The sequence below is a fragment of the Pseudomonas sp. AB6 genome (genome assembly GCF_034314105.1).
Classification (GTDB): domain Bacteria; phylum Pseudomonadota; class Gammaproteobacteria; order Pseudomonadales; family Pseudomonadaceae; genus Aquipseudomonas.
The window spans coordinates 1,349,266-1,368,715 of sequence record NZ_JAVIWJ010000001.1 but is presented as its reverse complement, the minus strand read 5'-3'; the positions used below and the strand labels follow the sequence as shown (position 1 = coordinate 1,368,715).

The window sequence follows — 19,450 nt, the reverse complement described above, 5'->3', positions numbered from 1 at the left end:
TTAAGGCTCGATCATGACTTCTCAGCGTGACCCCACTGACGATCAAACCTTCTCAGCCATGGCTTTAGACAGTGCGTCACTCAATAACTCAGGCTTCGTCCGGGTACGTGGTGCGCGGGAACATAACCTAAAGAACGTGGATGTGGATATCCCGCGCAATGCGCTGGTGGTATTTACCGGGGTCTCGGGCTCAGGCAAATCATCCCTGGCGTTTTCCACTTTATATGCCGAGGCCCAGCGGCGTTATTTCGAGTCGGTGGCACCTTATGCGCGACGCTTGATTGATCAAGTTGGCGTACCCGATGTGGATTCTATCGAAGGCTTGCCCCCTGCTGTCGCACTTCAACAACAACGGGGTACGCCCAGCACACGCTCGTCGGTGGGCAGCGTGACTACCCTGTCGAGTTTGGTACGGATGCTTTATTCCCGAGCTGGCAGTTATCCGAATGGGCAGCCGATGCTCTACGCCGAAGACTTTTCGCCGAACACGCCCCAAGGCGCCTGTCCCGAATGCCATGGTTTGGGCCGGGTGTATGAGGTCACTGAGCAGACCATGGTGCCGGACGATACGCTGACCATTCGCCAGCGCGCGGTAGCGGCCTGGCCGACTGCATGGCAAGGGCAAAACTTGCGCGACATCTTGGTCACGCTTGGTTATGACGTTGATGTCCCTTGGCGCGACTTGCCGAAAAAGCAGCGCGACTGGATTTTATTTACCGAGCAGACCCCCACCGTTCCGGTGTATGCCGGGCTCTCGCCATCAGCGACCCAACAGGCCTTGAAACGCAAACTCGAACCGAGTTATCAAGGGACGTTCACCGGTGCTCGGCGCCACGTGCTACACACGTTTAGCCACTCACAAAGTGCGCTGATGAAAAAACGGGTGGCGCGTTTCATGATCGGCAGCCAATGCCTGCTGTGTTCCGGCAAGCGCCTGACCCGCGAAGCGTTGTCGGTCACGTTTGCAGGCTATGACATAGGCGAACTGTCGCAGATGCCCTTGCTGCGCTTGGCCGATATCTTACGCCCGGTGGCGGCTAACACCTTCGCTCAAGATCATTTTGACAACAATATATTGAGCAAAGCTCAGACCCAGGCTGCACGCAAACAACGTGTGGGCAGCGGCGGTTCGGCGCACGAGGCCGCGCCAGATGTTCGGCACACACCCAATCTTTCCGTGGAAAAGCGCTTGGCAGCACAGCGTATCGCCCAAGACTTACTCATAAGGGTTGGCACCCTGACCGACCTGGGCCTTGGCTATCTGGCGCTGGAGCGTAGTACCCCAACCCTTTCGTCCGGCGAGCTTCAACGTTTACGCTTGGCGACACAGCTAAGCTCTCAGCTGTTTGGGGTCATCTACGTGCTGGATGAACCCTCAGCCGGTTTGCACCCGGCTGACGGTGAAGCTTTATTCGGCGCGTTACAGCGGCTAAAAGCAGCCGGCAACTCGTTGTTTGTGGTCGAACATGACATCGAGACCATGCGCCGCGCCGACTGGCTGGTGGACGTCGGCCCCGCAGCAGGAGAACACGGAGGCCAAGTACTCTACAGTGGACCGCCCGCCGGGCTGGCCCATGTCCAAGCATCGCAGACGCGTCCACACGTGTTTGCAAAACATGCGCCCCTGCATCAGCTCCGCCGCCAAGCCAAAGGCTGGCTTCGACTTGAGGGCATAACTCGAAATAACTTGAGCCATCTCTCGGCAGCGTTTCCCTTGGGTTGCTTCACCGCCGTCACCGGGATTTCCGGTTCTGGCAAATCGAGTTTGGTCAGTCTCGCATTGCTTGAATTGATGGGCACTCATCTGGGCCGCACCATAGCCGATGTAGAACAGGAGGAACCCAGCCTGGAAGACGACACTGCGCAAATCTGCAGCGGCCAGGTGACGGCCGGGGCGCAAAACATCCGGCGACTGGTTCAGGTCGATCAAAAACCAATCGGCCGCACCCCACGCTCGAACCTGGCGACCTATACCGGGCTGTTTGATAGTGTCCGCAAGCTGTACGCGGCAACACCCGAAGCAAAAGACAAACACTACGACGCGGGACAGTTTTCTTTTAACGTCGCCAAAGGGCGCTGCCCAGCGTGCGAGGGGGAAGGGCTTGTCAGTGTGGAATTGTTGTTTATGGCAAGCGTCTATGCGCCCTGCCCGACCTGTCATGGCGCCCGCTACAACCAGGACACCCTGCAAATTACATGGCAGGGATTGAATATCGCGCAAGTGCTGCAGTTAACCGTGGAGGAAGCGGTGACGGTTTTTGCCAAACACCAGAGCGTACTGCGTTCGCTGACGGCACTGCGTGACATTGGCCTGGGCTATTTGAGGCTCGGCCAACCGGCCACAGAACTTTCCGGCGGCGAAGCGCAACGGATTAAACTGGCGACCGAACTGCAACGAGTTCCACGTGGGGCCACGCTTTATGTTCTCGATGAACCGACCACTGGCCTGCACCCGTGCGACGTTGACCGCTTGCTCAGCCAACTCAACAGTCTGGTTGATTTGGGCCATACGGTCATTGTTGTCGAGCATGAGATGCGGGTCGTTGCGCAAAGCGACTGGGTCATCGACATCGGCCCCGGAGCGGGCGATCAAGGTGGCAAATTGGTTGCCTGTGGTACACCAGAAACAGTTGCAGACGTCAAAGCCAGCCGCACCGCACCGTTTTTAGCCAAGGTATTGTCGGGGCAGTAATGCTGCTTTAAAAAATTAGGCGACACTGTTCGATGATTCCCGCACTGTGTCGCCCGTTCTTCACTGCAACTCAGCTTAACTTTTATCTGGTAGTCCTATGACCCCTAACGCAGAGCTTTATAACCCTTCAACCGACTACGCCGACAAGCTCGTCACGCGCATCGGTCAGACACCCGGCTGGATCGCAAAACGCATCGGCGTTACCGATCGTCGAATTCGCTATATCCTTGACGGCTCGCGCACTGTGAAAGGCGTGACTACTCCAATCGAGATGACTTACCCCGAGCAATTCGCCTTGGAATGTTTGGCCGCAGAAGCCGCCGCCCGGAAGAAATAGCAGGAACTACGCCTCAGGGCTTGCCTCAGGGCTTAAGTGGCCACTCGACATCCTGATCAGAAAGGCTTTTGCCATCATCGGGATGTTTCCAGTCCTGCGGGGGAGGAGTTTCATCATCAATAAAAGTATCGATCGCCCGATCTGGTTTATCGATAATCGCATCAACTACATCCGGGTCTGGCGCCGAAACTGACGGCGCGTGAGACGGAGCCTTATCTTTGGATTTCGGACCGATATCCATATACACCTCACAAAGGATTATTGAAGTAAATATCCTGGAACTTAGAGGGCTAATGATCTGTTGGTTCGATTCAGCGCGCAACGCTTACCGGGCGATTCCGCGCTTAGGCAAACATAAATATTGCAACCTGCCACTGGAGCTCTACTGCATCCGCTGCAGTGGGCTCGAAATCCCAGTACTCCTCGGCGCCTATAACTCAATTTATGACACCGTCTTCCTGAGCGATATTCCGTGAATGCGACCATATTTGAGGTACGCGTTCCGATTTTAAATCGTCAACAAATAATTGATCGCTACCCTTAAAACTACACACGTGATCCAGAGGTCCGTTGATACTATAGCCTTCCCAAACAATGTAATCACATGCCATTTCTACTCAGACGAATTCGTTTGCAACGACTCCTATTTGATTCGATATTCATCTATATATTTTATTGCAGTTTTCTTTCTTTTGATGAGTTGCGATGCCTTGAATCTCGGTGAGCGTATTGCTTTAGATCATGTACCGGCAACAATTTTCGAGGCGGAACAATATCCATACAGATGATTTTATTAAGATAAAACACCCATACGGATGCACATATTTAAAACTTATACATAAACAATAAAAAGCTGTACATGAACCAGATCCATGTAGAGGATATGCGTAATATCTGATAACAGGCTTGCTTGGGATGACTACAGTTAATAGACACATAGAAATATGGACTGCCCACCCACCCCAGAAGAAAAATGTGCTTCGGGAACAGAAAGAGCCGGGGATGCCTAATGAATAGCGAGAAAAGGGGGATTGGCCTGCGGCTTAGAAATGAGCGTGTGCGTTTAGGGTTTTCACAAAAAGTATTCGGGAAGCTCGGAGGCGTCGCGACTAACGCACAAAGTAACTACGAAAACGAGACTCGCTATCCAAAATCCGAGTATTTCGTAGCGGTTGCCGGGACGGGTGTCGACATACTGTTCGTTCTAACGGGCAAAGTCACCCCGCCCTGCTCCTATGATCTGAGCCAGGAAGAAGAGTCAGTACTCATTGGTTTTAGATTGCTTCAGCGCCAAGATCAAGACGCTCTCAGTCATTTAACAACCACCATCGCGGGATTTTTGACATCATCTCCTAAATCACAACCGAGTGTGAGGGAGTGATTACCTATTAGTTCGCCTGACAGGCTCCGCCAAGAAAGGAACCGACACTTGCTTGGGTACTGATTGATTACCAGGCAAACGCAACGCAGGTTTGTATCAGCTGAGTCAGACAAATTGGCGTTGGTTTGACTTGAACAGAAGACGGTTCGAACTATGCTGACTCTTGGCGAGGTGCCTATATGCGGGGTGCTGATCAAGGAAAAAGCCCGATACCCTCTCTGCCGCCGAATCTTGCAAATTCATCACCCTTGGTATTCCCGGCATCTTGGGATTAGGCTTTTTAGCAGCATTTCATTGGGTTGGCCGCGGTAGCTTATACATCGACCCTTAGTGGGCGGGCCCCCATGCATAAAGTATGATTACACCTACACTGGCTCGTTGTTCGTATCCATTGCCTCAGTTTTTGCTGCAGCTGTTCAATTATTGGCAACACCGAGCGTTTATTTATAGAAAGCGTGTGAGCCCTATGTGGCTGGGGGCCAGCGCGCAGTTAGCTGAGGATGTGCACTGTATGATTGCGGTAACCCTGGTCAATTTGGTTGTAATCATCACGGCTGTGATGATCCATTATGAATGCCTGTTGCGGATGAACTTACTGTTATCGACGCTCACCGGACGCCATCGTTTTCGAATCGTATTGGGTGTTCTCGGCGCTATGATGGCCCATGCCCTGGAAGTTTGGTGCTTTGCACTAACTTATTATCTGATCATTCAATTTGGCGATTGGGGTGGTCTGCAGGGTCAATTCGACGGCAGCCTACTCGATTGTGCATACTTTTCTTTCACCACGTTCACCACCATTGGCTTCGGCGACATTCATCCCGTGGGTCATATGAAATTTCTCACCGGGCTGGAAGCTTTGACGGGGCTCATGTTGATTACTTGGACAGCGTCATTTTTGTTTCTGGAGATGCAAAAATATTGGAAGCCGGAGCGCTGAATGGGTCGGAATGATAAAGGCTGCGAGCTTTATCTTCTACGTACTAGCTTTGTAGGCGATACCTTAAAGACGTACATCCGGGCACATGCATACGATTATTGAGTCACCATTTTTAAGAAGCTGTGCCCTGCCTATTTACCCGAAGAGAGCGTGCTACCGAAAACATCCCAGCGCGTATCCTGCGCAAAATCGTGAAAAAAATGAATCAACAGGTTCACTGGGTGACGGTTACCGAGGCTGCTGAAACTCGTAGCAAGACAGGGCTTTCACAGCCTAGGTTTGCTGAGCTTTTGGGCGTCTCTGTGCGGACACTTCAGGAATGGGAACAAGGCCGTCGCTCCCCTTCTGGTGCTGCCAGGTCTTTGCTGCACATCGCATCCTTGCGTCCTGATGTGTTCCGCTATGTGCCATGACTTGCAGTCTATTAGCAATGCTTTCCCTCAACAGCTAACATCACCATGCGTTTTCCGCGGGTGTTTGGTTGATAAGCGGGTTCAATTTAATCAGGGGTGTTATGCGCTAGCCAACATTCTTTTACCCGCCTAACCATTGGTAATGGGTGCTGGAGTTAGTATCGGCCTGTGACCAACTCCTCTTCGAACATGGCAAAGAATATCCATGCTCAAATCAGACTTTTGCTGGCTCGCTATAAAGCCGCAGGCAACTAGGCATTCGCGCAAGAGGACCGAAAGTCGCTCCGACGAAATGAACGATTGCGGCACTTTCAATAATTGCGGAACAAAAACAACAAGGGCCTGCATGAGATTATTCATGCAAGCCCTTGATTTATATGGTGCCCGAAGCCGGGGTCGAACCGGCACGTCCTTACGAACGAGGGATTTTAAGTCCGTTAACTTTATCTTGCGTATCAATAGCTTATGCTTTTTTCTGCAACCCAATCGATTAAATCCACCTAGCTTGCAGCCCTTTGTTTATAAGGGGTCCAGATCGATTGCGGTGCAGAAAAAGCCCTTCCCAGCGTCTGCCGAACGAACATAATCCCTCAGTAGCGCCCGGAATAATTTCCGGAATATTCCGCGCCGATTTTGTCGTCAGACCACAAACCTGCGATTTTGCGCAGGTTGACAGTTTTGGCAGGTTGACAGATCGGCGAATCAGCAGCGACCTTTGGTTGACAAATCCTTGGATTAGCAGCAACTGGTTGACAAAGGTCATGTCAACCAAATTCCTATTTTCACCAGATTTGTCAACCGGCAACCCGAATCAGCAATAACGGAGAGATTCGCCGCGAAATCCAGATTGCGGAGAACGCTCCGAGTAGCGTGCCTATTCTGTTTTTTCTACATAAAACGAGGGCATGTTAATTTTTACGACCACGAATGTAGGCGCTGTCGGCGCCATTATTCGTTAAACGGATTTTCACCTCAATTTTGTGCTTTTTGAGGTGAGCCCTGATTCACCGTCAGCCCTTCATAAGACGCCTCGCAAGCCAGACCCGCTATTCGGGAACGGTCAGCAAAGGAAGCCAACTCTGCTGCTCGCTTGTCAGCGCGCGTGAGCAGGTCGGAGAGCACCATTGCGGCATGATTGGTTGTCGGGCTTCTAGCGGCAGCGGCGGGATGGCCGGTGCAGCTACTTGGGTCGGCTGCCAGTTTTGTGGTTGCGAGCTGCACGCTGCCAACAACGCTAACATTGGCAGCATGATCAGTTTTTTCAGCAACGTTTGATTGAATCGCATGAGCTTGCACCTGCTGGTTATTGTTGATTCGACTGAGCTCGATAGCGCGAGCGTCTTCTTCGGCTTTCGCCTTGGCCAGCGCCTGCGTGGCGACCTCGGCATCCCACTTAGCCTGCCATTCAGAGTTTGCGAGGGTTTCGCCGTGGCGATAGGCGCCATACAGCGCACCAAACACCAAAATGATGGCCAGCACGTAGCCGCCAATCTTTGCGTAGATTGATGTCATGCAAGAACCCCCATCGCAGTGTTATAGAGAGCAACCCGGTCAGCGGCACCGACCTGGCCGCCGTTGATTTTTTGCGTAATCTGCGTGAACTGTTCGGCATCTGCCAGCGTGTTCAGGCCATTGCTCGCCCAGTACCACGCCGCCGATAGCGCCGCATAGATTGGCTGTTCAAGCAACTCGGGGTGAGTAAGCAGGTCCAGCGCCAGCGCCGAGCCGCACGATTGGTAATTCGTCCAGCCGGTTACCTGGAACAGCCCTCGACCCTTAAATCGCCAACCATCACCGCTTGCGGTCGGGCCATTACCCATGCGCGACGCATACACGATGTTCGCGATCTGCTCCGGCTGACGCTCGACTTGAGCAGCAAGCGAAGGGGTGAACCGCGTTGGCCACGTCGCAACCAACCCCGGCGCCCCGTAGTTCAGGTTTTCCACTAGATGGAGAAGCTGTCCCGACTCATGCCCGGCCTGCGCGAGAAACGCCGCGATCCGTAACGGCGTGATGATCTGGTACTTACCCATCGCCGTGTTTAATGCAGATACAAAAACGCCGGCAACTGGGCCGGCGTTCGGGAGGATATGCAGCAACTGCTGCTGTGTAATCGGCATCTATTTGACTCCGTAATGGCTGGCACCGCCAAGACGTACGCCAGCCCAGAACAACCATGCCCGCCACTTCGCTACGCCTTCAGCACGCAGTGCCCGGTACAGCACGTCATCGCAACGCTTGCGGGACAGCTTTGCATCCGTGTAGAGCTTGTCGTGAATCGTTGCCGAGTAGTTGCCGTATCCCGCGACTAGCGCGAAGAACACGAACAGGAAGACGTTGTGCAGAACAGCGATACTGGCGAAGTTTGTCGAGAAGCCGGTCTCCGCGAGAATTGGTCCTTCCACGTCGTCCATCAGCGTTAAATCGGCGAGCAGAGTGTGATTCCACTTGCCCACCTGCTCAGTCTTGAGCGTAGTAAGGAACTTGCTCATGTCGGCCAGCCTTCTTGAAGCATCGCTTCGGTGTACGACTTGTCGGCCACGGCGGCGAGCAAAGCAGCCTCACGGTCGTAACAGGCTTGAACGTGATCACCGACAGCATTAGCAATCGCAATCAACTGGGTGGACGTCAGGTTCACGAAGGTATTGTCCGAAAGCTTCCAGTTAACAGTGTAGTTTGCCTCCCGGCCCGCACGCACCGCAGCGCCTGTCAGCTTGTTTTGAGTAGTGCGGTCGGTGTAGACCGCCATGCCGTTGACGGTTATACCTGCTGTTTCGTGCGTAAATCGCTCGGAGGCGAACAGCGCTGGATAGTCGGGAGCGTCCACCGGGCGAGGAGACTTCGAGATCGTGCCATCAGCACCAAGCATCCAAATGCCATCTGTTTCATTTGCCGTTGCCAGCCACACGTCATCCGTAACCTTGATGGCGCCTTTCGGGATTTCGTTGATTGAGTCGACCAGGCGCTGAGCGATCTGACCGTCCGACCCGAACAATAAATATTTGATGCTCATATTTTTCCCTTCAATATCCCACAGAGAACCAGCGAATCGTTTGACTGACTGCGCCAGATGTCACGTTTATGTCGTTTGCTACGGTAATAACCGAAGTCGAGGTTGGCTGGCAGTAAGCCGAATAGCTGCCCTGAGCAGTAACGGTCGTGCTGTTGATTGAGCAGATCGCAGCGAGGTGGGCGTTCGGAAACGTTAGGGGCAATGTGATCGCGAGGCTTGTTTCTCCGATAGCGGCGGAAAGTCCCCATTGGAAAATAACACCGCCCATCCAGCTTGGAAGTGCGATGTAGCCATTTACGGCGAGCAACATAGAAAACCCGGCACGAAGCTTTTTCGGGGTAACCACGGTTGCATCATCAACGCCAGCATTGGTCAGTGCCTGCGTTGCGATCAGCGCGGCACCGCCGATTGTTTCCGTAGGAACCTGGCCAACAGCGACGGCCTGCTGGCTTTTTGTCCCATTTGCTACTTGCTCCGGAGCGCCAGTGCAAAGCAGGAGAACGTAGGAGCCGCCCCCAACCGATGAATTCCACGCCATCCAGCCGTCGCCATTGGCAACAATTTCTCCGCCTTGAAGCCCGACGTGAGCGCCTCCTACCAGCGGCGTCACACCAATACCGTCATTGACGGTACAGGCCGTGGTGTTAGTGGTCTTGGCCTTGAAGCGCAGCGGAACACCTTCGAGGCGTGCCGTCAGCGCCGGCAAAAAATTGCAGACATAGGCATTTGCCACACCGGTATCCAGTGCAAACGAGCCATAGCCCGCTTGCAGCTGGGCCACGGTCGCCGCATGCGCCGAATTGACACCCGGTGCGATTTGAAGACCGCCACCGAACGCCTCGGTCACAATCCAGGCGCCGTTGCCGCCATTGACGCTTGCCTGCACCAGATAGCGAAGACAGGCCAAGCCTACGGGCAACTCGTTACCTTGAAGCGCTTGAAGTCCGACGCCATAAATAGGCTTCGGGGCCAAGCCGTCCGGCGAATACGTCGAGGCGCCGGGATTGAGGTGGGCAATGTTTATCCACTGGACATAGCCAGTTGATGGAGGAGCGGTAAGTGCGGGCGTGTTGATCGCCGAATACGCGCCGGCCGTGCCAGTATCAGTCAGGATTGTTGCCTGCTTGTTTACAGCGCGAATTGCAGTAGCAAGCTGAGTGAAGTTCGTTTTCGACGGGGTCATGCCAGCCGCACTGAGCACGCCGAGCATTTCGAGCATCAGCATGTTCATGTATTCGGCAGGAACAATGGTCGCAAGAATTCCCGTGGCCGGATTACCGTCCGTGAAGAATCCGGCAGTGCCCGCCGCAGTACTCGCAGGGATTGTCGGTATAGCCGACGTATTATCAATTTGATACATCTAAAAGCCTCACGAATAATGGAACTGCAAAATGGTGTGTGCCGGTTTGGCTTCAGATAATTCGCACTCGAGCACCTTGTTCCCCCACGACGACAGAGGCTCGCCGGCGGCCGATTGCCCGGCGCGAAAATAATTAACGGTGTTAAGTCGGCAGTTAATTGCCCAGGTGAAAAACCAGTCGACATTGCCCAGCTGTTGGCCGCAAGCACTTTGCCCGCACCGGAAAGGCGCGTACTGCGTGACAGTCACGGCGTAGCCCAGGCCAAGCGCGTAGGCCAAGAAGAAGGCAATAGACTGCCCTCCCGAGTTAGTGAATCGCGCTACTACCTGGTTGCGTCGACCCTGAAATGTGGGGGCGACCCCTGCGCAGGGATCTGGCAAACCAAGTGTCGTTTCCCACTCAGTCAGAAAGTTAACGGTAGTTAAGGGAAACATATCCGTGAGCAGACTTACTGCGGCCGTGCTAAGCCTTTGAAACGTTGGCGCGTAGCAGGAAACAGCTTGAGCTTGAACGCTCGTTAGTTCTTTTGACCATGCGCGGCCGCGAGGCAACAAGCCCAGCAGCGCCGAGGCAAAGTCAGCACTAGAAAATGCATATTTCGACATTGCAACCTCACGGGAAAGTAATCACGCCCAGTGTGGGTAAGTAGCCAGCTATGTTGGGGATGTTTGCCACCGGGGAGGTGATTACAAATCCGCTAGTCGACGCGATTGCTGCAATTGCGGAATCTATATCGGATAGCGCGGAAATCGAGCCGTCCGATTTCGGCACGCCCTGCTCTACAAAAATCTCGGTGATTGCAGCGGCGATGGCTGCCCGCGTTATCGTAGATGCGTTAGTGAGCCCGGTAATGGTGAAATTAGTCGGATTAGGCAGTGCTGCGCAGATATAGACCATAGCGGTCACGGGCTGCAGTGGAAAAATACTGTTGGCCACTACAAGCTGATCACCGGTCGCGAGATTTCCGGATGTGGCGCGGTTGTCGCTTACTGAAATTCCGTTCGTCCCTTGCGGAAATCCCTGATAGGGCGCATTGGCATTGTCGAGCATCACGAACACCACGACCGTGCCCGTGCCGAATCCATTGGGTGTGCACCACGCCCGCGTAACGCCCGGAACCGCAAGCGCCCAGTTCACATAGTCGTTGAACGATCCGCCGTTCGGCGTGCTTTGATAAGCCGCCATCATTCGGTTGAAAACAGATTTCTCGGTCTCCTGATCATCACCGGTGGTGACAGTTCCGGTTACAGTACCGCTCGATTGAATGCCTGGAATTGATATTCCCAAGCTCATCAACGTACCTGGGGCCGCATTTCCCGCAGTACCCGGCACATCTGCTCGCGCCTGGACGACTGCGAATCCGCTTACGCCAACCGTCACTGTTGCAAGAACGGTGTAAGTGGTCGAATCGCTACGTGAAAGCGAGGTGTTGATATTGAGCGGGGTGCCTGGGGTGCCAGGGAGAGACACCGTCAAGACCGCAGCCTGAGCGGGATTTTGAAAAATCTTTTTCATCGCTGCCCACGCAAACAAAAACTCACCGGACGACGTGAATGGCACCCCTTGTTTCGCGATCCAGTCTAGATATCCGAAATTTAGGTGGGCCATTCCGGCCACAGCTTTACCCGTGATTTGCAGGTTGGAAAACCGAAGGAGCCCGTCGGCAGATGGCAGCCCCGAGGTGATATCAGCGGCGACCTGTGCCCGCAGGTCCGAGAGCTTGGGCCTTGGAAATGGCATGGTGGGTAAACTCCGAACAATAAAAAACCCCGCAAACGCGAGGTCTGGTTGAGTTTTTAGCGGCGCATCTATGTAGCGGACCTGATCTAAATAGCCGCCCTGTCCAATCGAGACGCAAGCAGTGAAATAGCTTTAGCACTCAAACCACCAGCTCATCTACACTGGCGGTTTTTTCAGGAAGAAGAAATGAAGCGCGATACGCAAACAGGAAAAGGTTCTGTTCAGGGGCTAATAGCAATTGTCGTAGCATTAACCATTTATGCTTTTTTCCATCACGGATCAGAAGCGGATCAGGTAGTAATCGACGAGCCAGCAAATCAATACCAATTCGAATCAATTCGATCTGGTAAATCAGATGAATACAAAAACGCAAAGAATGAATTAATTCAAAACAAGATATTCAACGATGCTAACGAGCAGCAGAGTTCATTTTGGAAATCATTCGGTTTCAAGATTGATGGCTGGCACGGGAAAGTCGTGCGTATCATGGCCTCATCAAGTGGCGACTTCGTAAGTATCGAATTAGAATCAACTAAAGGCGTTACTTACAAGCAAGATAACATCCCTTCGACCTCTGTAATTTTTAAAGAGGTGGCGAATTTCAAGGAAGGTGATCCGGTTTATTTTAGCGGCGAGTTTTCAAAAATATTAAAGGGCTTAGGCGGCCCACTGTATCAAGAGGGCAGCGTATCCAAGTATGGGTCTCTCTATGGCCCAACCTATGGAATACATCTCTCTCAAATGTATGAGCCTAATAGTAAAAGCCCACCAGTTGCAGCAATGTACTCCCCGGTGGCTTCTAGCGACTCTGATGCATTTGATCAGAGCAATTTAATAACCGACCCATCTACTAAAATAAAATCGACCTCTACAAAAAGCGACATTGAAAAGCGCGCACTATCAGGAAAGTGGGCATGCACGGACAGGCTTGTAACAGCGGAAATAAATGATTCCATCAGGCATTACCCAGATTACGCCTTTAAATTATCACTAGAGAATGAATGCATTGACATTTTAGATAAAAAACAGGCGAGTAGCATAGTAGTCGTTGGCCATGAATCATTTGTCGTCCCTGCCGGGCAGCAACAAGAAGCCTTATTAGAAATACACGTAAAGGCAGAAGATGGGTCAGATTATATACTTTCTGGATACTTCCACATTATGGAGACCGACTTGACAAGCTATAAAGCAAGTTAACTTTGCTGCCATAGCCTGCTAAAGCTGAGACTGACTACAGTTCCATCACCGCGCGTAATGACGACCAGCGCCCCCAAAGTCCTGGGCGGCGCTATGGACATGGTTACTTTCACGCTGCTGGCAACTCCGTCGTCAATAATCCACTTCAAAGATTCTTCAATATAAATTTTGGCAGTGTTGGCGACATCTGTAGTGAGGCGAGAGCGATCAAGCAACCAGAGCTTCGACCCGAGCGGAACATCGTCATCGCCCCAGAAACCGCGTCGATCTGTGCTGCCGTCTGGCAGGACATCATCGTCACCGGCTAATCGATCAGAAAATACGCTGATCAACACGGCCGTCTCCAGATCATCGCCGCTTGCAAGCGCGCCACCGCTAACGGACCAGTCGCCCATCCCGGTATCGACGTTCCAAACGGTACTGATATCGCTCATTGTTGTTGTGTCGGCACTGGGCCGCTCCCGTGGATATGGCCGTTATAAATCGTTCGGTCGCCAGCCATGCTGCGAACGTTGTCGCTGACATTGCCATCGGCATGGATGTCGCCGGTGACATGAAGCAGCGGGGTATTCATCACCACCGAATTAGCAGCATTGATGGTTACAGTGGTCGCATTGTTGACCGTGACCGGTGCGCCCCTCGCCTCAATGACAATGCCATGAGCTGCGGTGAGGTAGACGCTTTTACCTTGAAGGTCATACAGCATGGTTTCGCCAGCGGCTAATCCCAGCGGACGGCTTGCCTGATGCCCGGTTGCGATCACGACACCTTTTGATCGATCGCCACCGAGAAATGCCACTAGTACATCGGAGCCGTTCGGCGGCACCGAAGTAAGGCCGAACTCAGCGATGCGCGGCGTGTCGTCGCGGGTTTCAGAATTATTTAGTTTTATCTGGAGTATTTGTGCCGACTTAGAGTCGTCACTAAATGTCACTCGACCCCAGCTAGACATTAACTGAACACGTCGCCATAGCCGTTCCATAATTCCTTGAGCGTCATTCATGGATGCCCTTGGACGTCGCCAAAAAACGGCGTCAAATTTATAGGTTGTGGTTTGAACGCCTCGGGCGGCATCAGTGTTATTTCCGCTGTAGTACCCCTTCCCGGAGACCGCAAAAATGTAACTTCCGTGATCAGCAAGTGCACACTATTCAGGTTAAGTCTCGGCAATGAGACCGGAACCAATGTGTTGGGCTCCCATAAGGCGTCCGACTGATCTCGCCAACCGTCTGTAACGAGCCGCACTACCAACGATCTTCCCGCTCTGCGGGCGGCTTCCCAGTGTGCGCGCAGAGCAGCGGTTTCGTTCCCCATGCCTCCGCCCTCGGAAATAATCACCATTTTCCGGTGCCGCTTACAGTTAGGGTCGGATACCGAAGCAATAAGATTGCCGCCGTCGCCCAAATCCATAAAAGCTTGTACGGATTGAATATAGGCGTCGTATTCCGAATATCTAAGATTTGCCGAGTAATCAATATAAGCACTTTGAACGTTCACGCCCTCGGCGAAGCCACTGGCTGCGGTTTCGACGCCCACCTCAGATAAAAATAGACCGCCATCTGGCAAGTCATACGCTAAGACGGCTGAGCTCCTGGCTACGCGGTCAATAATCTCGAAAGCAGATTCTCCGAGCATGACGTTGATCTGCGGGAGTATCGGCAACTTGTCGTAGCTCAAGCTGGCAGTGACTTGAATCCCGTCTGCCTTTCCATCGACAAGAGGGCCATAAACCGAGGCTAGTTTCTGGGCGATTCCGAGAACATTGGAGTTGCTGATCTGGCCGCCCGGCCACTCCGCAGCACAATCCACCAGATCTGCACACTTTGAGCGACCCGACAACCGAATGGAATGATCGCTGGGACCAAAGCTTGGGATGAAGTGATCTATATAACCCGTGACAACCAGATTATCCCCGAGCTTAACTGCGCACGCAGATCCTGGCTCGATACCGATTTCTGCTAGCTCACCAGGATGTAATTCTGTCATGCCAATACTAAAATCACTTGGCACTCGCTCAATTCCGCGAGTGACACGAATATCTGTCCAGCCCGTAATCGCCGTTGTTCCAATAGTTACGGTTAGATCTTCAGACATACACCACACCACCGAGGATAAAGATGAAATTATTAATATCTTTTAGCTGTGCAGGGATTTTATTTGCCGTAGCTGTGAGCGCCCACGCCAATAGCGGGCAAGAAACGGGGCTGTATCATTCCAAAAGTAGCGAGGCGCTTGCTTGTTCAGATATGGCGGCAGTGCCCGAAGCGTCCGACTACATACTCCACGACCCCGCCAACCCCAATCTGTTAAAAATCATGACTCAGGGTGGTTGCTCGCCAATTTCTCCGACCGTGAAGTTTGATGTTATCAAGCGGTACACTTGGCAAATTCCAGCAGGTCCCCAACAACTTGTTCAGGTGTCAATCCCGATGATCAACAACCCGTCCATGCCTCACGATATTGAATGGATGATGCAGTCAGACGTTGTGCCGGCCAAATGACCTTGGCGAGTATTAAGTTGCCAAGGCCTTCAACGAAGTCGGCATAAATGCTGGATGAACCGGGTTTGCCTGCTGAATTAACTCATCTGCTCGACTTGGGTCTTGGTAAAGCCTGTTCGCCATCACCAGCGCCGATATCGGCGCATTGAAGGTGAACGTTTCAAGATTTGGCAGCGTGGCGCCGGTTGTGGTCAGGGCGCTTACAATGCCTTGTCGCAATGCAATCAACGCACTGTAGCTATCGTCATCACCGGCATCGCCCGCAACCAATATCTCGGCATCAATGAAAGCCGTAACGGCCGTCATTGTGCTGATAGCTTGGTCGTATGAGGTGGGTACATAGGCAGCCACTACTTTTCCAATTTCCGCTAATGCTGTTCTGCGCAGTAATGCTGCCGTTGCGTTTTGAGCGATTGCTGACGCTGCGCCAATAGCCCCGCCCCCGGTAAATGCTGCCGGAGAAAAAGTCGCCAAGGGGCCGAGTAAAACAATGGCGTCACCAGGGTCAGCGATACCCGCAGCGAGTGCACTCATAACCGCTTGGACCGCACTGGTAAAAGTCGCCGCGCTACTCACATCGAGATTTGATGCGGCATTAACCAGAGTGCTCATCGCGCTATCGACGGCGGCGCGATTAGCTGTGTTCTTCGCGATCAAGTCAGCCATAGTTGCGCTGCTGTTCCGTGCTGTTTTACTCGCTATTAGCGCGCTGCTTACGTTTCCATTCGCATATCGACCGTAATTCCCAGTTAAAAGACCGCCCAAGCTGGTGATGCTGCGTACGTCGCGGGTGATACGGCCAACCAGCGCTTTGAAAGCACCAATCACGCCAAACACCATGCTAACAATAGCTTTGCCGAACTTTATGACGCCCTCGACAACATTCAGTACGGCCGTTACGCCTCCAATCACCTTGCGTGCGAAGTCCAATACCGAGGACAGGCCCAGGGCAGCAGCCAACTTATCTAGCAGGCTGCCGGTAGACGTTTTGATGCTGGGGAAATAACGATTGCCCGATTCAATGAATATGAAACTGATTTCGAAGTAGCGCCCCATGTCCCAGCGCTCGATTACTGACAGCCCCTGGTCCATGAGGCTGACTTTAAGTGCGCCAAGCGTCGGGTGCATTAAAGCGCCAGGCCCCTGTTTTTCCGCTGCCGCAACTAATGCGTCACGTTGCGCCAGCACATTGCCGCCCCCGTAGATAGCACTGTCTGTTACCAGAAACCCGGTCATACGAATGCGGCGCGTCGAGCGGCCCATGTCTTCTATATAGGGCTTGTCCGCTCCAGGGTATTCATGCACGGCCTGGCGGCGCCCGAATCGGGCCTCGCCGCCATACACCGCAAATGGAACACCACGGAACGACGCCTGATTTAGTGATTGGGCCCAAGTGCGATTGGAGTCACCGGCAATTTGAATAAGATCCGATAACAAACTCATGCGATAGACCCCACTCCAGAATATGCAATACGGCTAGACGCCTGAACGTTGCCTTCAGTTTTAACGTTGACCTTTGTTCCTTCCGGCATGTTCTTGTGTTCAATTTCGACTTTCACGGTGCCGTTGCTGCCGCCGCTACCTTGCTCACCAGCATCGGCAGGCTTGGTATATGGCCCGGCTGGCGCGGCCGAGAGCGGCGGTAAATCTAACTGATTGGCCAGCGCCCCGCGTGAAATAGCCTCGCGGGCCTTATCTTCTTCTAAAAGCCCCGGCCTCAACCATTTTCGCGAACCTACTTCGCCTGCCGATTCTGCGTCGGCAGTTCTTCTCAGGGCCCTCCCCGCCTTAGCTTCCTTACCTTTGGTTAACTCGTAGTTGGCAAACTCATACTGCTTCAGACTATCTGCTCGATCATCAGTGATTTTGAAACCGGCCCAGTCCTTAAAATCCTTTTGCCGATCGGCGTGCAACTGAAAGATGCCTCTGGCCTCTGGCCCGGTTACTTTCCAATCACCCGTTGCTTTTGGATCAAGGTTGCTTTCGGCTATGCCGTTGCCGACGATTCCCGCCGCTTGTTGCGGCGTCCACCCTACAGACTTGAAATAATCCATCGCAAGGGTCGATTGATCTTTGTCAGTGCCCTGCAGCTTTTTCCAAGCACCGGATACAGCTGTTTCGTGGGAAGCTTGGTCAGCTGTTTGTGGGACCGCTGGCGGCAAACCTTGAGCCTGTCGAATACGCGCAATTTCTTTATCCTCCCCCGTGTTCAGCGAGGGGGAGTAAAGCAGCGATAAGAGTCCGGCTGCGATAGTAGAAATACCCGCACCGATGGCGCCCAGCAGGCCGCCGCCTGATACTGCGGCAGCGTCGGTAGCGGCGCCCGCCTCAAGAGCGGCGACCTTCCAGCCGCTCAAAAGACCGGTGAAAGCCACAATTCCGATGCCCGCCGTCAACAAGCTTCCACCGAGTGAAGCTACGCTGACAATCAGTCCAGCGTTCATTACGCCAGCTACCAGGAGAGCGGCGTTCTGCCACCCACCCATCCAGTCAACGACCTTGCCGATGCCTTCGCCAAACTTAACGATGCCCTCGCCGACCTTCGTCCAGTTGATACTGTTGATCCAAGTCGCAAATCCTTTCGCCCACTCACCAACGTCGGTCGCGATCAACTCGCGATTGGTCGCCAGCCAAACGCTGAACTGGTCGATCAGCGGCTTCATCGCGGGAATCAACGCATCGCCGATGGAATTTTTAACCCCGTCGACAGCGATGCCCAGCCCCGCAAGACTCATTGAGAATTCTTTGCCGCGCTTTACCGCGTCATCGCCCATCACATAGCCAAGACTTTTAACCATGCCTTCGTAGCGTTCGATCCCTGCCGATCCCTCCCGCAGAAACGGCAACATCGCACCTAATCCTAAAGTGTTCGCAATAAGCGCCTGCACTTGGGGGTCGGTTTTCTTGGAAATGGCGTCAGCAATCGCCTTGAATTCGCCAATCACGTCTTTTGCACCATCCTTGGTTTTCTTTAAACCTATGCCGAGCTGGCTAAACATAACCATCGCGCCTTGATTTCGGCCCCACTGAGCATCCTGCATCGTGGTCGCCAAACCGTCGAGGCTCGAGGTCGTCGTCGAGGCATCTATGCCAAGAAGCTTTGCCGCCCCCTGGAAACCCTGAAGCTGTCCCGCCGAGACGCCGATACCGCGAGAGCTGTTGTCGATGGATCGGCCGAGGTGGGCCCAGCTGTCGGCAAGTGCAGCAACGCCCGCCACCGACCCTAGGCCCGTAATGGCGGCCATGGGAGCAACGATGTTGCCGATGCTGCGAGCGGCACTGCCCGCTTGCATACCAATGTTGCCCAGGTTCTTGCCGATCTTCTCAAAACCCAGTTCGCGACCCAGACTCTTAAAGGAGTTGCCCACGTTTTCGAATGGGCGGGTCATGCGGCCGATAGCGTCGTTGACCTTGCGCACGGTCGCCGTAGCTTTATCCACGGCGTTGATCGTGATCGTGAAGCTGTTGGCCACAGTGACTACTCCTTCATTTTAATGGCTTGCTCGTTCCACTGGATCAGCTCGCCCAAAGTCAGTGATCGCGCGTCATGCGGCCCCCAACTGTAGAACTTCGTCAGCTGAGCAATCAGCTCTGGCCAGCCGCCGAGGGCCCAGCGTCCGAAAAACCCTGGAGGTACTTGTCCGCAGCCATCAGGTCACGCTTGCTGATTTTTTCGATTGCCCCGCGTGGGATTTTAGTAATCAAACTGATCAGGGTGATGGCCGAGCCGGGGCCCGTATCTGCCCGTGAAGCTTTCTCGATTTCGCCAGCGGTGGGCTCTCGAAGCTTGAGTTCGGTGTAGGTCTGCGCAGTGTCGCCAGTGCCGATGACTACCGGTTTTGAAAGCTCAATGGTGGTTTCTTCTTCAAACATGG

Annotated in this window: 21 protein-coding genes; 7 read left to right on the top strand and 14 right to left on the bottom strand. The window is 53.4% G+C overall.

From position 1 onward, the window contains the following. The first annotated feature begins 13 nt into the window (after positions 1–13). Both RGW60_RS06725 and RGW60_RS06720 read left to right on the top strand, forming a co-directional pair. Complete coding sequence (locus tag RGW60_RS06725) at positions 14–2,692, top strand: excinuclease ABC subunit A (RefSeq protein ID WP_407074041.1); 2,679 nt, start codon at positions 14–16, stop codon at positions 2,690–2,692. 97 nt (positions 2,693–2,789) lie between these two features. Then, a complete protein-coding gene (locus RGW60_RS06720; protein WP_322203262.1) occupies positions 2,790–3,029 on the top strand; it encodes a hypothetical protein in 240 nt (79 codons plus the stop codon). Positions 3,030–3,054: 25 nt separating this feature from the next. Here RGW60_RS06720 and RGW60_RS06715 read toward each other — a convergent pair whose 3' ends face one another. Continuing rightward, complete coding sequence (locus tag RGW60_RS06715; RefSeq protein WP_322203260.1) at positions 3,055–3,270, bottom strand: hypothetical protein; 216 nt, start codon at positions 3,268–3,270, stop codon at positions 3,055–3,057. A gap of 768 nt (positions 3,271–4,038) precedes the next feature. Here RGW60_RS06715 and RGW60_RS06710 point away from each other — a divergent pair. The 3 genes from RGW60_RS06710 (at position 4,039) to RGW60_RS06700 (ending at position 5,763) form a co-directional block, all read left to right on the top strand. Further along, positions 4,039–4,410, top strand: a complete 372-nt coding sequence (locus RGW60_RS06710) for a helix-turn-helix transcriptional regulator (RefSeq protein WP_322203258.1) — start codon at positions 4,039–4,041, stop codon at positions 4,408–4,410. Between the two features lie 511 nt (positions 4,411–4,921). Beyond that, positions 4,922–5,350, top strand: a complete 429-nt coding sequence (locus RGW60_RS06705) for a potassium channel family protein (protein ID WP_322203256.1) — start codon at positions 4,922–4,924, stop codon at positions 5,348–5,350. Between the two features lie 164 nt (positions 5,351–5,514). Next, a complete protein-coding gene (locus tag RGW60_RS06700) occupies positions 5,515–5,763 on the top strand; it encodes a helix-turn-helix domain-containing protein (RefSeq protein WP_407074045.1) in 249 nt (82 codons plus the stop codon). Between the two features lie 972 nt (positions 5,764–6,735). On the opposite strand, the gene RGW60_RS06695 is transcribed toward RGW60_RS06700, so the two are convergent. Genes RGW60_RS06695 through RGW60_RS06665 form a run of 7 tightly spaced genes read right to left on the bottom strand, consistent with a single transcriptional unit; the run spans position 6,736 to position 11,877 of the window. Beyond that, the gene (locus RGW60_RS06695; protein ID WP_322203252.1) at positions 6,736–7,275 is read right to left on the bottom strand and encodes a DUF2514 domain-containing protein; all 540 of its coding nucleotides are present in this window, start codon (positions 7,273–7,275) and stop codon (positions 6,736–6,738) included. Beyond that, complete coding sequence (locus RGW60_RS06690) at positions 7,272–7,883, bottom strand: glycoside hydrolase family 19 protein (RefSeq protein WP_322203250.1); 612 nt, start codon at positions 7,881–7,883, stop codon at positions 7,272–7,274. Before RGW60_RS06690 ends, RGW60_RS06695 begins: the two co-directional genes overlap by 4 nt. Beyond that, positions 7,884–8,255, bottom strand: a complete 372-nt coding sequence (locus tag RGW60_RS06685; RefSeq protein ID WP_322203248.1) for a DUF1353 domain-containing protein — start codon at positions 8,253–8,255, stop codon at positions 7,884–7,886. It lies immediately after the preceding gene. Continuing rightward, a complete protein-coding gene (locus RGW60_RS06680; RefSeq protein WP_322203246.1) occupies positions 8,252–8,776 on the bottom strand; it encodes a DUF4376 domain-containing protein in 525 nt (174 codons plus the stop codon). The genes RGW60_RS06685 and RGW60_RS06680 overlap by 4 nt, the downstream gene beginning before the upstream one ends. 10 nt (positions 8,777–8,786) lie before the next feature. Further along, on the bottom strand, positions 8,787–10,136 hold the full coding sequence (locus RGW60_RS06675; protein ID WP_322203244.1) for a gp53-like domain-containing protein: 1,350 nt from the start codon (positions 10,134–10,136) through the stop codon (positions 8,787–8,789). Between the two features lie 9 nt (positions 10,137–10,145). Continuing rightward, positions 10,146–10,742, bottom strand: a complete 597-nt coding sequence (locus tag RGW60_RS06670) for a YmfQ family protein (protein ID WP_322203242.1) — start codon at positions 10,740–10,742, stop codon at positions 10,146–10,148. A 7-nt stretch (positions 10,743–10,749) separates the two neighbouring features. Beyond that, on the bottom strand, positions 10,750–11,877 hold the full coding sequence (locus tag RGW60_RS06665) for a baseplate J/gp47 family protein (RefSeq protein ID WP_322203240.1): 1,128 nt from the start codon (positions 11,875–11,877) through the stop codon (positions 10,750–10,752). Positions 11,878–12,063: 186 nt separating this feature from the next. Here RGW60_RS06665 and RGW60_RS06660 point away from each other — a divergent pair, with 186 nt between their 5' ends. Next, on the top strand, positions 12,064–13,074 hold the full coding sequence (locus RGW60_RS06660) for a hypothetical protein (protein ID WP_322203238.1): 1,011 nt from the start codon (positions 12,064–12,066) through the stop codon (positions 13,072–13,074). Here RGW60_RS06660 and RGW60_RS06655 read toward each other — a convergent pair. The 3 genes from RGW60_RS06655 to RGW60_RS06645 are packed head-to-tail and all read right to left on the bottom strand — an operon-like array spanning position 13,071 to position 15,168. Further along, a complete protein-coding gene (locus RGW60_RS06655) occupies positions 13,071–13,508 on the bottom strand; it encodes a phage GP46 family protein (protein WP_322203237.1) in 438 nt (145 codons plus the stop codon). The genes RGW60_RS06660 and RGW60_RS06655 overlap by 4 nt on opposite strands. Beyond that, positions 13,505–14,077 carry a phage baseplate assembly protein V gene (locus RGW60_RS06650; RefSeq protein ID WP_322203235.1) on the bottom strand — a complete coding sequence of 191 codons (573 nt, stop codon included), beginning with the start codon at positions 14,075–14,077 and terminating at the stop codon, positions 13,505–13,507. The genes RGW60_RS06655 and RGW60_RS06650 overlap by 4 nt, the downstream gene beginning before the upstream one ends. Next, positions 14,074–15,168 carry a phage baseplate assembly protein gene (locus RGW60_RS06645; protein ID WP_322203233.1) on the bottom strand — a complete coding sequence of 365 codons (1,095 nt, stop codon included), beginning with the start codon at positions 15,166–15,168 and terminating at the stop codon, positions 14,074–14,076. The genes RGW60_RS06650 and RGW60_RS06645 overlap by 4 nt, the downstream gene beginning before the upstream one ends. A 23-nt stretch (positions 15,169–15,191) precedes the next feature. On the opposite strand from RGW60_RS06645, the gene RGW60_RS06640 reads away from it, so the two are divergent. Beyond that, positions 15,192–15,575 carry a hypothetical protein gene (locus tag RGW60_RS06640; protein WP_322203231.1) on the top strand — a complete coding sequence of 128 codons (384 nt, stop codon included), beginning with the start codon at positions 15,192–15,194 and terminating at the stop codon, positions 15,573–15,575. Positions 15,576–15,587: 12 nt separating this feature from the next. On the opposite strand, the gene RGW60_RS06635 is transcribed toward RGW60_RS06640, so the two are convergent. From RGW60_RS06635 to RGW60_RS06625, 3 genes are all read right to left on the bottom strand, one after another. After that, complete coding sequence (locus tag RGW60_RS06635) at positions 15,588–17,018, bottom strand: DNA circularization protein (RefSeq protein ID WP_322203229.1); 1,431 nt, start codon at positions 17,016–17,018, stop codon at positions 15,588–15,590. Further along, a complete protein-coding gene (locus RGW60_RS06630) occupies positions 17,015–19,048 on the bottom strand; it encodes a phage tail tip lysozyme (RefSeq protein ID WP_322203227.1) in 2,034 nt (677 codons plus the stop codon). Before RGW60_RS06630 ends, RGW60_RS06635 begins: the two co-directional genes overlap by 4 nt. Positions 19,049–19,160: 112 nt before the next feature. After that, a complete protein-coding gene (locus tag RGW60_RS06625) occupies positions 19,161–19,448 on the bottom strand; it encodes a phage tail assembly protein (protein WP_322203225.1) in 288 nt (95 codons plus the stop codon). Positions 19,449–19,450: the final 2 nt, after the last annotated feature.

Coding starts and splice junctions, on each gene's coding strand:
- RGW60_RS06695 (WP_322203252.1), bottom strand. CDS start 7,275: ATGACATCAATCTACGCAAAGATTGGCGGCTACGTGCTGGCCATCATT.
- RGW60_RS06665 (WP_322203240.1), bottom strand. CDS start 11,877: ATGCCATTTCCAAGGCCCAAGCTCTCGGACCTGCGGGCACAGGTCGCC.
- RGW60_RS06685 (WP_322203248.1), bottom strand. CDS start 8,255: ATGAGCAAGTTCCTTACTACGCTCAAGACTGAGCAGGTGGGCAAGTGG.
- RGW60_RS06655 (WP_322203237.1), bottom strand. CDS start 13,508: ATGAGCGATATCAGTACCGTTTGGAACGTCGATACCGGGATGGGCGAC.
- RGW60_RS06680 (WP_322203246.1), bottom strand. CDS start 8,776: ATGAGCATCAAATATTTATTGTTCGGGTCGGACGGTCAGATCGCTCAG.
- RGW60_RS06705 (WP_322203256.1), top strand. CDS start 4,922: ATGATTGCGGTAACCCTGGTCAATTTGGTTGTAATCATCACGGCTGTG.
- RGW60_RS06720 (WP_322203262.1), top strand. CDS start 2,790: ATGACCCCTAACGCAGAGCTTTATAACCCTTCAACCGACTACGCCGAC.
- RGW60_RS06670 (WP_322203242.1), bottom strand. CDS start 10,742: ATGTCGAAATATGCATTTTCTAGTGCTGACTTTGCCTCGGCGCTGCTG.
- RGW60_RS06690 (WP_322203250.1), bottom strand. CDS start 7,883: ATGCCGATTACACAGCAGCAGTTGCTGCATATCCTCCCGAACGCCGGC.
- RGW60_RS06625 (WP_322203225.1), bottom strand. CDS start 19,448: ATGTTTGAAGAAGAAACCACCATTGAGCTTTCAAAACCGGTAGTCATC.
- RGW60_RS06635 (WP_322203229.1), bottom strand. CDS start 17,018: ATGAGTTTGTTATCGGATCTTATTCAAATTGCCGGTGACTCCAATCGC.
- RGW60_RS06675 (WP_322203244.1), bottom strand. CDS start 10,136: ATGTATCAAATTGATAATACGTCGGCTATACCGACAATCCCTGCGAGT.
- RGW60_RS06660 (WP_322203238.1), top strand. CDS start 12,064: ATGAAGCGCGATACGCAAACAGGAAAAGGTTCTGTTCAGGGGCTAATA.
- RGW60_RS06725 (WP_407074041.1), top strand. CDS start 14: ATGACTTCTCAGCGTGACCCCACTGACGATCAAACCTTCTCAGCCATG.
- RGW60_RS06650 (WP_322203235.1), bottom strand. CDS start 14,077: ATGAATGACGCTCAAGGAATTATGGAACGGCTATGGCGACGTGTTCAG.
- RGW60_RS06640 (WP_322203231.1), top strand. CDS start 15,192: ATGAAATTATTAATATCTTTTAGCTGTGCAGGGATTTTATTTGCCGTA.
- RGW60_RS06715 (WP_322203260.1), bottom strand. CDS start 3,270: ATGGATATCGGTCCGAAATCCAAAGATAAGGCTCCGTCTCACGCGCCG.
- RGW60_RS06710 (WP_322203258.1), top strand. CDS start 4,039: ATGAATAGCGAGAAAAGGGGGATTGGCCTGCGGCTTAGAAATGAGCGT.
- RGW60_RS06645 (WP_322203233.1), bottom strand. CDS start 15,168: ATGTCTGAAGATCTAACCGTAACTATTGGAACAACGGCGATTACGGGC.